Origin of the sequence: Brevibacillus brevis, from assembly GCF_001039275.2 — a bacterium.
GTDB classification, from domain to species: domain Bacteria; phylum Bacillota; class Bacilli; order Brevibacillales; family Brevibacillaceae; genus Brevibacillus; species Brevibacillus brevis_C.
Genome location: NZ_CP030117.1, coordinates 2,485,887 through 2,498,787 on the forward strand (window position 1 = coordinate 2,485,887; position 12,901 = coordinate 2,498,787).

Annotated in this window: 13 protein-coding genes; all 13 read left to right on the forward strand. The window is 46.2% G+C overall.

All coding sequences use genetic code 11. The annotated features are described in order from the left end of the window. Positions 1 to 20: 20 nt before the first annotated feature. The 13 genes from spoIIM to AB432_RS12665 all read left to right on the forward strand — a co-directional run bounded on the left by spoIIM (position 21) and on the right by AB432_RS12665 (position 12,723). The gene (spoIIM, locus tag AB432_RS12605) at positions 21 to 647 is read left to right on the forward strand and encodes a stage II sporulation protein M (RefSeq protein WP_016739960.1); all 627 of its coding nucleotides are present in this window, start codon (positions 21 to 23) and stop codon (positions 645 to 647) included. Positions 648 to 741: 94 nt separating this feature from the next. Continuing rightward, positions 742 to 1,206 carry a ferric iron uptake transcriptional regulator gene (locus tag AB432_RS12610; RefSeq protein WP_007720739.1) on the forward strand — a complete coding sequence of 155 codons (465 nt, stop codon included), beginning with the start codon at positions 742 to 744 and terminating at the stop codon, positions 1,204 to 1,206. Positions 1,207 to 1,363: 157 nt separating this feature from the next. Next, complete coding sequence (locus AB432_RS12615; RefSeq protein WP_048032568.1) at positions 1,364 to 1,603, forward strand: YqzK family protein; 240 nt, start codon at positions 1,364 to 1,366, stop codon at positions 1,601 to 1,603. A gap of 93 nt (positions 1,604 to 1,696) precedes the next feature. Beyond that, positions 1,697 to 2,584, forward strand: a complete 888-nt coding sequence (gene xerD, locus AB432_RS12620; RefSeq protein WP_048032569.1) for a site-specific tyrosine recombinase XerD — start codon at positions 1,697 to 1,699, stop codon at positions 2,582 to 2,584. A gap of 119 nt (positions 2,585 to 2,703) precedes the next feature. Continuing rightward, positions 2,704 to 3,876, forward strand: coding sequence for a phosphopentomutase (gene deoB, locus AB432_RS12625; protein WP_048032570.1), 1,173 nt, complete (start codon positions 2,704 to 2,706; stop codon positions 3,874 to 3,876). A gap of 60 nt (positions 3,877 to 3,936) precedes the next feature. After that, positions 3,937 to 4,746 carry a purine-nucleoside phosphorylase gene (locus AB432_RS12630; RefSeq protein ID WP_048032571.1) on the forward strand — a complete coding sequence of 270 codons (810 nt, stop codon included), beginning with the start codon at positions 3,937 to 3,939 and terminating at the stop codon, positions 4,744 to 4,746. A 24-nt stretch (positions 4,747 to 4,770) separates the two neighbouring features. Continuing rightward, complete coding sequence (locus AB432_RS12635; RefSeq protein WP_048032572.1) at positions 4,771 to 6,078, forward strand: pyrimidine-nucleoside phosphorylase; 1,308 nt, start codon at positions 4,771 to 4,773, stop codon at positions 6,076 to 6,078. A 330-nt stretch (positions 6,079 to 6,408) separates the two neighbouring features. Next, on the forward strand, positions 6,409 to 6,879 hold the full coding sequence (locus AB432_RS12640) for an Lrp/AsnC family transcriptional regulator (protein ID WP_007720718.1): 471 nt from the start codon (positions 6,409 to 6,411) through the stop codon (positions 6,877 to 6,879). A gap of 109 nt (positions 6,880 to 6,988) precedes the next feature. Further along, on the forward strand, positions 6,989 to 8,638 hold the full coding sequence (locus AB432_RS12645; protein WP_048032573.1) for a peptide ABC transporter substrate-binding protein: 1,650 nt from the start codon (positions 6,989 to 6,991) through the stop codon (positions 8,636 to 8,638). Positions 8,639 to 8,888: 250 nt separating this feature from the next. Continuing rightward, complete coding sequence (locus AB432_RS12650; protein WP_048032574.1) at positions 8,889 to 9,821, forward strand: ABC transporter permease; 933 nt, start codon at positions 8,889 to 8,891, stop codon at positions 9,819 to 9,821. Between the two features lie 6 nt (positions 9,822 to 9,827). After that, a complete protein-coding gene (locus AB432_RS12655) occupies positions 9,828 to 10,745 on the forward strand; it encodes an ABC transporter permease (protein ID WP_048032575.1) in 918 nt (305 codons plus the stop codon). A gap of 14 nt (positions 10,746 to 10,759) precedes the next feature. Beyond that, positions 10,760 to 11,749, forward strand: a complete 990-nt coding sequence (locus AB432_RS12660; RefSeq protein WP_048032576.1) for an ABC transporter ATP-binding protein — start codon at positions 10,760 to 10,762, stop codon at positions 11,747 to 11,749. A 14-nt stretch (positions 11,750 to 11,763) separates the two neighbouring features. Beyond that, positions 11,764 to 12,723 carry an ABC transporter ATP-binding protein gene (locus AB432_RS12665; protein ID WP_048032577.1) on the forward strand — a complete coding sequence of 320 codons (960 nt, stop codon included), beginning with the start codon at positions 11,764 to 11,766 and terminating at the stop codon, positions 12,721 to 12,723. Positions 12,724 to 12,901 lie beyond the last annotated feature (178 nt).

The following is a 12,901-nucleotide window of genomic DNA, read 5'->3' on the forward strand; positions in this document are numbered from 1 at the left end:
CAAGCGGGAGGCGACGAAGCGTGCGTTCACGAGTCGGACAAACTATCCAATCCTATGCGAGAGAACATCAGTCACTCTACTGGTTCACGATCGTCCTGTTTACGATGGGCATTATTTTCGGAGCCGTCCTCGTCAATTCACTGCCATTGTCACAGAAGCAGGAGCTGTACGGTTTTCTGCAATATTTTTTCAACAGTCTTGGCAGTGATGGAATCCCGGAGACCAGTGCCCATTTTCAGCAGGCGTTTGGTCATTATGCCAAAACTATAGCGATCATGTGGGTGCTAGGATTATCCATTATTGGGTTGCCTATGATTTTGTTGATGCTCTTTTTAAAAGGGGTCGTGGTTGGTTTCACCGTCGGGTTTTTGGTAAGTCAACTCCAATGGCAAGGCGTAACATTTGCTATGGTGGGTGTTCTCCCGCAAAATTTATTGGTCGTCCCTGCCCTTTTTATTGTAGGTGTCAGCGGAATTTCGTTTTCTCTTCGACTCATACGAACGAGAGTGCTAAGCAAAAGGGATGTCATCATGCCACATTTTATGGGCTATACCGTTCTTGTTCTTAGCATGCTGGCGGTATTGACGATTGCAGCCTTGTTTGAAACCTTCATTTCCCCTAGGCTGATGCAGCTTGTGCTTAATTAAGAATAATTCTCAGGTAAGAACTTATGCATTTGACTTATTCAATGCCCCTCTACTATAATAGGAACAGGTTTCATGCGAGCGGGGAGGGGCATTAATGTTGGAAGAAAAATTAGAGAAAATTAAGCAGCAGTTGCATTCACAGAACTACAAGCTGACACCACAGCGTGAAGCCACTGTTCGCGTGTTGTTGGAGAATGAAGAAGACCACTTGAGCGCGGAAGATGTTTACTTGTTGGTGAAGGATAAAGCGCCGGAAATCGGGCTTGCTACCGTATACAGGACATTAGAGCTGTTGAGCGAACTGAAAATCCTTCATAAAATGAATTTTGGCGATGGCGTAGCTCGTTACGATCTTCGTGATGATAATGCTGCCTATCACCACCATCACCTCATTTGCCTCAATTGTGGTACGGTGGATGAAATTTTTGAAGATCTGCTTGTCACAGCAGAAGAGAAAGTCAAGAATGTTTACAACTTTTATATTACCGACCACCGATTGACCTTCTACGGGATCTGCAATCGTTGTGTAGATAAAGTGAACGTGGAGGACTTCAAATAAAGTCGACTTCTCTGGGAACGGAGAAGTTTTTCTTTTTTTCCTTGGGAGCTTTTGTAATGGCAGACCTATTCCTGTGGAATCCTAAGAGAGCATCGATTCGAATGGAGCGAGGGACAAGTGCATATAAATGAAAGAAAGTCTGTAAGGAGGCTCACGGATGAAGGTCTCTTATCGCCGCTTGATGGAGGGTCTTCGTTTCTTGCTTCTTTTCATTACCTGCACCTTGCTCTCCTACGGCATCATTACCTTGCTGGCGGACAAATTTCTCCCGGCAAACCCTTATCAAGAACCACATGGGAATGCGGTGAAGGTAGTAAAAGTCATCAATACCTCTCAGGCACAGGATTTTGACGGTTATGTCGCACGACTACAGCTCTTCTTTTTAACAGGAGAGTAATGCGAGTTTGAGTTTTTTATCTGGAGAAGCAGGAGTTTCTTTTTCTTTGTGGAAAGCAATACACGATACTTATCAGCTGAAGGGGACAGCTTCATGGACAGTCTGATTGATCAGTTTATTCATTTCCTGACTGTGGAGAAAGGGTTATCGAGAAATACCCTGGAATCCTATCAACGGGATATGGTGGCCTTTACCTCGTACTTACAGGAGCAAGGTGTCTCTCGAATAGAGGATTCTACTCGGACGCACATCATTGGTTACTTGCTTGTTTTACGGGAAAAAGGACGTGCTACAGCAACGCTTTCTCGCAATATGGCATCGATACGAGCGTTTTATCAGTTTCTCATTCGGGATAAATACATAGATAAAGATCCATCCATTCATCTAGAAACACCGAAGATCGAGAAACGCTTGCCGAAAGTGCTCTCTGTTGAGGAAGTGGAACGTCTTTTGGAAAGTCCTCCTGTCAATCATCCTGCCGGGCTGCGGGACAAGGCGATGCTTGAGCTTTTATATGCGACAGGCATTCGTGTCTCGGAGTTAGTCAATCTGGATAGTGCTGATGTGAATCTGGATATGGGCTTTGTCAAATGCTTGGGAAAAGGATCAAAAGAGCGAATCATTCCGTTAGGCTCGGTAGCCATTCAAATGGTTCGCCACTATTTGCAGGCAGGGCGTCCCAAGCTGGTAAAAGGAACTGGCGATACTGCATTATTTTTGAATCACTTGGGCAAACAAATTACACGGCAAGGTTTTTGGAAAATTATTAAACGATATGCCCAAAAATCAAACATCCGTGCAGAGATTACACCCCATACGCTTCGCCACTCTTTTGCCACTCACTTACTGGAAAATGGAGCCGATTTGCGCTCTGTTCAGGAGATGCTTGGGCATGCTGATATTTCAACCACCCAGATTTACACACATGTGACCAGAACGCGGATTAAGGACATCTATGCCAAGACGCATCCGCGAGCATGAGTATGAAAAAACGATCGACTCCGCCTGATTGTCGGGCGGAGAAAAATTTTCTGAATCAGGTCAGACGTCTGACGACTTGATTTTGGAATTCGAATGACTGGTAAACAGGAGGCGTTAAGATGCAGTATTCACGAGTTTTTTTGATCGTCATGGACAGCGTAGGGATTGGCGAACAACCTGATGCGCCTAAGTTCAATGATGCAGGAGCGAACACCTTGGGTCATATTGCGGAAAGAGTTGCAGGGTTTTCATTGCCCAACCTGCAAAAATTAGGTTTGGGAAATATAGCACCACTCCAAAACGTTGCGCCAGTAGCAACTCCTATGGCCCATTATGGGAAAATGCAGGAAATCTCCATGGGGAAAGATACGACGACTGGTCATTGGGAAATCATGGGTCTGCATGTGTCTACTCCGTTTAACACCTATCCAGACGGATTTCCACAAGAGTTGATCTCGGAATTTGAGCAACGTATTGGCCGCAAAGTGCTCGGGAACAAGGTCGCTTCGGGAACGGACATTCTCGACGAGCTTGGCGAAGAGCATATGAATACGGGTGCAGTGATTGTCTATACATCTGCGGACAGTGTATTCCAGGTGGCAGCCCACGAAGAGGTTGTTCCGCTTGAAGAGCTGTACCATATTTGCGAGGTAGCTCGTGAGTTGACGCTTCGTGATGAGTTTGCCGTTACTCGTGTCATTGCACGCCCATTTGTTGGACAGCCAGGTAATTTTAGCCGTACAGCAAATCGTCACGATTATTCGGTGAAACCATTTGCTCCGACAGTCATGAATCGTCTGCAAGATGCTGGCCTTGCTTCTATTGCCATTGGCAAAATCAGCGACATTTACGCAGAAGAGGGAGTTACCCAATCTATTCGTACCAAAGATAACATGGACGGTGTAGATCAAATTCTGGGCACGATGAAACAATCGTTTAAGGGTCTTTCTTTTGTCAACCTCGTGGACTTCGATGCGAAGTTCGGTCATCGCCGCGATCCAGAAGGGTATGGTCACGCTTTGATGGAGTTCGACGCTCGTATTCCAGAGCTTTTGGAAGCGCTACAAGAAAATGATTTGCTGGTAATCACGGCAGACCATGGAAACGATCCTGTACATCATGGCAGTGACCATACCAGAGAATACGTGCCGTTGCTTGTCTACCACAAGGGTATTCAAGCTGGAGAACATTTGGGTATCCGTGAAACATTTGCGGACTTGGGTGCGACCATCGCTGACAATTTTGAGGTAACTGCTCCGGTGATTGGGAAAAGCTTCCTCAATCATTTATAAAGGTTAAGCAAAAATAAACATTTATATAATAGAAGAAACACAAAAAAGGAGAGAGTTAAATTGGCAAATTTCCATGATACAGTAGCATATATCGAACCGAAACTAACAGAAAAACCAACCATTGGTCTCGTACTCGGATCAGGGTTGGGTGTTTTGGCAGATGAAATCGAAAATCCAGTGATCATCCCTTATCATGAAATTCCTGGGTTTACTGTGTCCACCGTTGTCGGCCACAAAGGACAACTCGTGATTGGCAAGCTGCAAGGCAAGCAAGTCGTTGCGATGCAAGGTCGTTTCCACTTTTATGAGGGACATGGACTGGATGCCGTTGTTTTCCCAATCCGTGTCATGAAGCTGCTCGGCGTTGAAACCATTATTGTGACCAATGCGGCTGGCGGAATTAACGAAGGCTACAATCCAGGCGACCTCATGCTGATTTCCGATCACATCAACATGACGTTCCGCAATCCATTGATCGGTGCAAATGATGAACAATTGGGAGCGCGCTTCCCAGATATGTCTGAGGCTTATTCCAAACAGCTCCGCAAGCTGGCTCATGAAGTTGCTTCCGAGCAAGGAATCCAGCTACGTGAAGGTGTATACGCAGGCCTGTTAGGTCCTACCTACGAAACTCCTGCGGAAATCCGTATGCTTCGCCTGTTGGGTGGGGATGCTGTAGGGATGTCCACTGTACCAGAGGTAATCGTCGCACGACACATGGGTGTGAAGGTGCTTGGTATTTCGTGCATTAGCAACATGGCAGCAGGTATTTTGGAACAGCCTCTGTCCCATGATGAAGTAATGGAAACGACAGAAAAGGTAAAATCGCAATTCCTGGCTCTGGTAAACGGTATCGTAGCCAAGATGTAAGTAACGGATTCGGAGGGATTAACAATGCGTATGGTCGATATGATCGCCAAAAAACGTGATGGCGGAGAACTGACAACAGAAGAGATTCAATTTCTGGTGACAGGCTATACAGATGGAAGCATTCCTGACTACCAGATGTCCGCATGGGCAATGGCAGTCTTTTTCCGAGGCATGACTGCGAGAGAGACAGGAGATCTAACCTTGGCAATGGCAGGATCAGGCGAACAGCTTGACCTGTCTTCCCTGCAAGGAATTAAGGTAGACAAGCACAGTACAGGCGGAGTAGGGGACAAGACTACTCTTGTTGTTGCGCCGTTGGTAGCGGCAGCAGGTATTCCTGTGGCAAAGATGTCTGGAAGAGGTCTCGGATACTCAGGAGGCACTATCGACAAGCTGGAGTCCTTCGCTGGTTTTGAAGTAGAACGCACACGCGAGCAATTTTTGCAGCAGGTGCGTGATATTGGCGTGTCCGTAATCGGACAGTCTGGCAACCTGACACCTGCAGACAAGAAGCTGTATGCTCTGCGTGACGTGACAGCTACTGTAGAAGCTGTGCCGTTGATTGCAAGCTCCATTATGTCCAAGAAGATTGCCGCTGGGGCAGATGCCATCCTGCTTGACGTAAAAGTAGGGAAGGGCGCTTTCATGAAAAGCATTGAAGAGGCAGAAACATTAGCAAATGCGATGGTTGCAATCGGTAGCCAAGTAGGACGTAAAACGGTGGCGGTTATCAGCGATATGAATCAGCCGCTTGGTTTTGCCGTGGGCAATGCACTGGAAGTGAAAGAAGCGGTAGAGACACTTGCAGGTAAAGGCCCTCGCGATTTAACCGAGCTGGTATTGGCTATTGGTTCCCGCATGCTTGTTATGGGTGGGCTTGTTACTGATGTGGAAGAAGGACGTAAGAAGCTCGAAGACCTGATGGCTTCCGGAAAAGCAGTGGATAAACTGGCGGAAATGGTAGAGGCTCAAGGCGGCAATAAGCAGGACGTCTATGAGTTGTCTCGTCTGCCGCAAGCAAAGATCATTCATACCGTTACAGCCGAACAGGACGGCTTTGTAAGTGCGATTGATGCAGAAGCAATCGGTCATGCTTCTGTTGTCTTGGGTGCGGGCAGATTGACAAAAGAAATGCCAATTGACTTGGCAGTAGGTCTTGTTCTGCACAAAAAACGCGGGGATCAGGTAAAGGCTGGAGAAGTTTTGGTCACCATCCATGCCAACGAAGACCATCTTCTGCAAAATGCCTTGAAAGAAATGGAAGGTGCCTTCCAGATTTCGACGGCAATCGACGGAGAACAACCGTTGATTTATAAAATTATCGAAGCATAGAATGTCTGGTTATTAGTTGATTAATCAAATAAAACAAGGCGTGCACAGCACATGAGCACGCCTTGTTTTATGAGTAAAAATACAGTTTCTCGAAAAAATATTGTTGATTAAATCTAGTTTTTCATATTCAATAGTAAGATATAAGTCGTTCTTTATTGTATAAAATATATTTTACTGTTCGGATTGACTTTATAAAGTTTTATAATTCTACTTGTCAAATTTCGTTGACACCGCTATCATTTCCGATTACTTTTATTGTATTAGACTGTTTGTAAAAGATTATTGCGAAATTCGTAAAAAAATGATGGAGGTTCTCAGAAAATCGTATTTATGAAAAAGCTGGACCATGTCGACAGACAGATTCTGCAAATCCTCCATGAAGATGGGCGTATCCCATATACAGAAATCGCCCATCAACTAGGCGTGAGCGAAGGAACAATTCGATCGCGCATCACTCGTCTTTTGCAAGACGGTGTCTTCCAATTCGTAATTCAACCCGATCCAGAGAAATTAGGATTACATGTGCAGGTTATCATCGGGTTAACCACAAAGCTAGGTTTGCAGAAAGAAGTGGCAGAAAAATTAAGCAAATTTTCTGCAGTACGCTTTGTAGGCGCTTATAGCGGTAAGCACGACTTGATTATCCAAGCGTGTTTCCATAGTAATGATGAGCTGATCACCTTTGTTAACGAACGACTCTCTCAAATTGAAGGAATTGCAGCTGCGGACGTTTCACTGGAACTGAAGCAGTACAAAGACACCTTCTCTTTCGTTCAAGACGACGAGGTGACCCTGCAATGAAAGGGGTTGATGCCTTCCAGCCGAAGTCAAGCAGCTTCGCGTAGTTTTCATTTTTTTTCGTCCTTTATTTTCAGAAAAAAGACAAAAAAGAAAACTGGGGGTTATTGCGTTGAAAAAGAATGTGTTTGCACTTGTGAGCTCGATTGCTGTATTAGGAACTGCCCTGGCAGGGTGCGGAGGAGGTCAACCAACTGCCGCTCCACCGTCAGGAGAAACACCAGCACCTTCACAGCCTGCAACTCCAGCGGCTGAGAAGAAGCCACAAGTTTTAAAGATGAACCTGCACACGGAGCCACCTACAACTGATCCAGGGCTCGCAGAGGACACGACTTCAGGTGCGATTATCTTGGCAACCTTTGATGGCTTGACCCGCATTGGAACCGACGATAAGCCTCATGAAGCTGCTGCTGAGAGCTATACCGTCTCTGATGATAAGCTAACGTACACATTTAAAATCAGAGAAGCGAAATGGAGCAATGGTGATCCTGTAACAGCACATGACTTTGAGTATGCTTGGAAGCGTGCTCTCGATCCAAAAACAGCTTCCAACTACGCATATCAGCTGTACTACGTGAAGAATGGTGAAAAAGCAAACAAGGGCGAAGCAAAGCTTGATGAAGTAGGCGTGAAGGCACTTGACGATAAGACACTGGAAGTTAAGCTGGAGAATCCGACGCCATACTTCCTGGAATTGCTCGCATTCCGTACCTACTTCCCAGTTAATAAAAAAGTAATTGATGCAAATCCGAAGTGGGCAGGCGAAGCAAGTTCGCACGTCGGTAACGGACCTTTCAAAATCGAATCTTGGGAGCACAAGAGCAAGATGGTGCTCGTGAAGAACGAAAATTACTGGGATAAAGACAATGTAAAGCTCGACAAAATCGAATTCTCCATGGTAGAAGACGAAAATACAGAGCTCTCCATGTTCGAAAATGGCGAAATCGACTGGGCTGGCGCACCTATGAGTGCTTTGCCAACAGATGCGATTCCAGCATTGAAAGAGCAAGGCAAGATTCAAACGAATCCAATTGCTGGTACGTACTGGTACAAGTTCAATACCGAAAAGCCGCCATTTAATAACATTAAAGTGAGAAAAGCATTTGCCTACTCGATCGATCGCCAAGGCTTGATCGACAACATTCTCCAAACGGGTCAAATCCCGGCAACAGGCGCTGTTCCTCCATCCATGGTGCTGAATCCAAATGGCTATTTCAAAGACAAGGATATAGAAAATGCGAAAAAGCTTTTGGAAGAGGGACTGAAAGAGGCTGGCTTGAGCAAGCTGCCACCGATTACCTTGTCCTACAACACATCTGAGGCTCACAAGAAGATTGCTGAGGCCATCCAAGACCAATGGAAGAAAAATCTCGGCGTAGATGTGAAACTCGAGAACAAAGAATGGAAAGTTTACCTGGAAGACATGCATGAGGGTAACTTCCAGATTGGACGGATGGGCTGGCTGGGTGACTTCAATGACCCAATCAACTTCCTGGAGCTCTACAAGGATAAAATGGGTGGAAACAACGATACGCGTTGGGAGAATGCAAAATATAAAGAGTTGTTGAACCAATCTGCTCAGGAGCCAGACCTCGAGAAACGTAAGAAAATTTTGGCAGATGCAGAGCAAATCCTAATGGATGAAATGCCAATCATGCCAATTTACTTCTACACGCAATCTTGGGTACAGAAGCCAGAAGTGAAAGGCGTTCACCAAACTGGCCTGGGTGACGTGGATTGGAAAGGCGCTTACATCGAGTAATTTCATAACGAAGGAAACGGGATTTGCGGCAGAGGGTATATGGTTGCAACATATACCCTCTGCTATGCAAGCCCTTCCCATAAATACCAGCTGGTATGATTGCCAGCAAAGAAAAAATAGAGAGAGAAGCTTTACTGCAAGAGATCTAAGGGTTATTTACACAGCCGATTTTTACACTGTGTCGGCAGCGTTCCGCAGTGTAAACATGGGACGTGAAAGCAATCAAAAATCTACCAAGGGGGTAAGTTAGTTGATCCGTTATCTCGGTAAGCGCATCATTTTTATGCTCATCTCGCTCTTCTTAATTGTAACGGCCACCTTCTTCATCATGAAAGCAGTACCAGGTGGTCCATTTACATCCGAGAAGCAGGTCCCGCCGGAAATTAAGGCAGCACTAGAGGCAAAGTACAAGCTGAACCTGCCGTTGCACGAACAATACTTTGAATATTTGAAGGGTGTAGCAACATGGGAACTTGGTCCTTCGTTTACGGAGAAATCTTCAACTGTTAACGACATGATTAATCGTGGTTTCCCAGTTTCTGCTCACTTGGGAGCACAAGCTTTATTGCTCGCTATCTTCGGAGGGATTACGCTAGGGGTTATCGCAGCGCTAAACCATAATAAATGGCAAGACTATTCCGCAATGGTCATCGCCGTTTTAGGATTATCGGTACCAAGCTTTATTTTGGCGTCCTTTTACCAATATATTTTCGCTATTAATTTGGGCTGGTTTCCAATCGCGAAATGGGAAGGATTTGAATACACCATCCTTCCATCATTGGCACTCGCCGCATCACCGATGGCATTTATCGCGCGTTTGACGCGTTCTAATATGATTGAAGTTATGGGGCAAGATTACATCAAAACAGCAAAAGCAAAAGGCCTGCATACTTTTACCATTACAGTAAAACACGCAATCCGTAATGCGCTTTTGCCAGTTGTTACTTACCTGGGTCCACTGATTGCTGGTATTTTGACAGGGGCATTCGTTATTGAACGTATTTTCGGTGTTCCTGGTCTTGGTCGCGAATTCGTTTTGTCTATTACAAACCGCGACTATACGGTAATCATGGGTACGACCGTGTTCTACTCCATCATCCTGGTTGTGATGATTCTGATTGTTGACATCGCATACACCTTGGTAGACCCACGGATCAAACTTTCGGACGCAGGAAAGGAGTAATGACACGTGCAAAACTTGACTAAAGAACATTTCGAGCCAATTTCCGTTGACCTTCGTCAAGCTGAAGCAATTAAGCGCCCAAGTCTCTCTTTTTGGTCTGACGTTTGGCGTCGTTTGAGAATGAATAAAGTCGCAATGATTTCTATGATCTTCATTGCTGCGTTGATCGTATGTGCCATTGTGATCCCATGGTTAACTCCACAAGATTATTTTACGACGGATCTGGCTGGCAAGAACAAAAAGCCGTCTGCTGAACACTGGTTTGGCACAGATGACCTAGGTCGTGACGTATTTGAACGTATTTGGTACGGTGCACGTATCTCTCTGCAAGTAGGTCTTGCCGCAGCGTTCATTGACCTGATCATTGGTGTGATCTGGGGCGGTATCGCAGGTTTCTATGGCGGTAGAGTAGATGAAATGATGATGCGTTTCGCAGATATCTTGTTTGCGATTCCTTACCTGCTGGTTGTTATTTTGTTGATGGTTGTTTTAGAACCCGGTGTTGGAACGATTATTCTTGCCTTGACGATAACGGGATGGATCGGTATGGCCCGGATTGTACGTGGTCAGATCCTTCAATTGAAAAACCAAGAGTTTGTACTGGCAGCGCGCTCCCTTGGTGCTGACGCAAACCGTCTGATCTTCAAACACTTGATTCCGAATGCTTTGGGTCCAATCATCGTAACGTTGAGCTTGACTGTACCTTCCGCGATTTTCGCAGAATCCTTCTTGTCCTTTATCGGGTTAGGGGTTTCGGCACCGATTGCATCGTGGGGAACGATGTCCAATGAGGGCTTGCCGGCCATGAAGTACTATCCATGGCGTTTGACATTCCCGGCAATCTTTATTTCCGTGACCATCTTGGCATTTAACTTGTTCGGTGACGGTCTGCGCGATGCTGTAGACCCACGCCTGCGTAAATAGGAGGGATAGTCGTTATGGAACGCATTCTTGATGTAAAAGACCTGCATGTATCCTTCCATACGTATGCAGGTGAAGTAAAAGCAGTCCGCGGTGTGAATTTTCACGTCAACCGCGGAGAGGCTGTAGCAATTGTAGGGGAGTCCGGTTGCGGTAAATCCGTAACCGCTCAAACCCTCATGAAGCTGATTCCTATGCCTCCAGGTGAAATTAAACAAGGGCAAATTCTCTTCAATGGCGAGGATATCGTCAAGAAGTCGAAAAAACAAATGGAATCGATCCGCGGTAAAGATATCGGGATGATCTTCCAAGATCCAATGACTTCCTTGAACCCAACAATGACCATCGGTAGCCAAATTACCGAAGGCTTGATCAAGCACCAAAACATGTCGAAATCTGCAGCACGTGATCGTGCTATTGAGCTGTTGACCATGGTTGGTATTCCGCAACCAGAGAAACGTGTGGAGCAATATCCACACGAGTTCTCTGGCGGTATGCGTCAACGTGCGATGATCGCGATTGCCCTCGCCTGTTCGCCGAAGCTGTTGATCGCGGATGAACCGACGACAGCTTTGGACGTAACGATTCAGGCGCAAATTTTGGACCTGATGAAAGAATTGCAAAAGAAAACAGGCACATCCATTATCTTGATCACGCATGACCTTGGTGTTGTTGCTGAGATGTGTGACCGCGTAATCGTTATGTACGCAGGAAAAGTGATCGAGACAGGAACAGTTGACGATATTTTCTACAATCCGCAACATCCTTACACCAAAGGCTTGCTCCGCTCGGTACCACGTCTTGACTTGAACCGTGACGAGCCACTGACACCAATTTTTGGTACGCCACCAGACCTTCTTCGTCCACCTGTTGGCTGTGGATTCACCGCGCGTTGCGAATCTGCGATGCGTGTGTGCCAAGAGATCGATCCTGAGCTGAACGACATCAGTACGACTCAGCGAGCAGCTTGTTGGCTTCAGCATCCGCTTGCTCAGAACCGTGCGTAGAAGGAGGGATATCAGTGGATAAACGTGAAAATTTGATTGAAGTACGTAATCTGAAAAAGTTCTTTTCGATTGGCGATAATACTCTGAAAGCTGTGAATGATATCTCGTTTGAGATCAAACGTGGAGAAACATTGGGCGTAGTAGGAGAGTCAGGCTGTGGAAAGTCCACTGCAGGTCGTACCATCTTGAGACTGTATGATGCGACTGAAGGGGACGTCCTGTTTGAAGGCAAAAGCATCATGGATTTGAACCCGCAGGAAATGAAGGCGATGCGCCGCAACATGCAAATGATTTTCCAAGACCCTTACGCATCCTTGAATCCGCGTATGACAGTCGGGGATATCATTGGCGAGGCGCTGGATATTCATGGCCTGGCGACTGGTCAGAAGCGCAAAGAGCGCATCCAGGAGCTGCTTTCCTTGGTGAGCTTGAATCCTGAGCATATGAACCGCTTCCCACACGAGTTTTCAGGCGGTCAGCGCCAACGTATCGGAATTGCCCGTGCACTGGCGGTAGAGCCAAAATTCATCGTGTGTGACGAGCCGATCTCTGCTTTGGACGTATCCGTACAAGCACAGGTTGTAAACTTGCTCGAACAGCTACAAGAAAAAATGGGCTTGACCTACATGTTCATTGCCCATGACCTGTCCATGGTAAAATACATTTCCGACCGTGTAGCGGTTATGTACCTGGGTAAAATGGTTGAGCTAGCAGAAAGTGATGCTTTGTATGAAAAGCCGCTCCATCCGTATACGCAAGCGCTGTTGTCTGCGATTCCGATTCCAGACCCAGAAGTTGAGCGTAACCGTGAGCGCATTGTATTGCAAGGAGATGTACCTAGCCCAATGAACCCACCAAGCGGTTGCCATTTCCGTACCCGTTGCCCGAAAGCAATGCCGGAATGTGCTGCATCCGTACCTGTGTGGAAAGAAGTAGAGCCAGGACATTTCGCAGCTTGTCATTTGTATAACTAAATCAATTACAAATAGCGAGTTCCGAGGCTACTCGTGCAGCCCGGAACTCGTTTCCCTTCATAAGGGAGGTTTTACCTCTGAAAAAAGTGGGTATTGTACCCAGAGGCAGTTTTTTTCAGGGGTATTTTTTCGGAGTTCTTGCACTGGAAAATGGTAGCAGTGATAAAGGGGGCAAGTA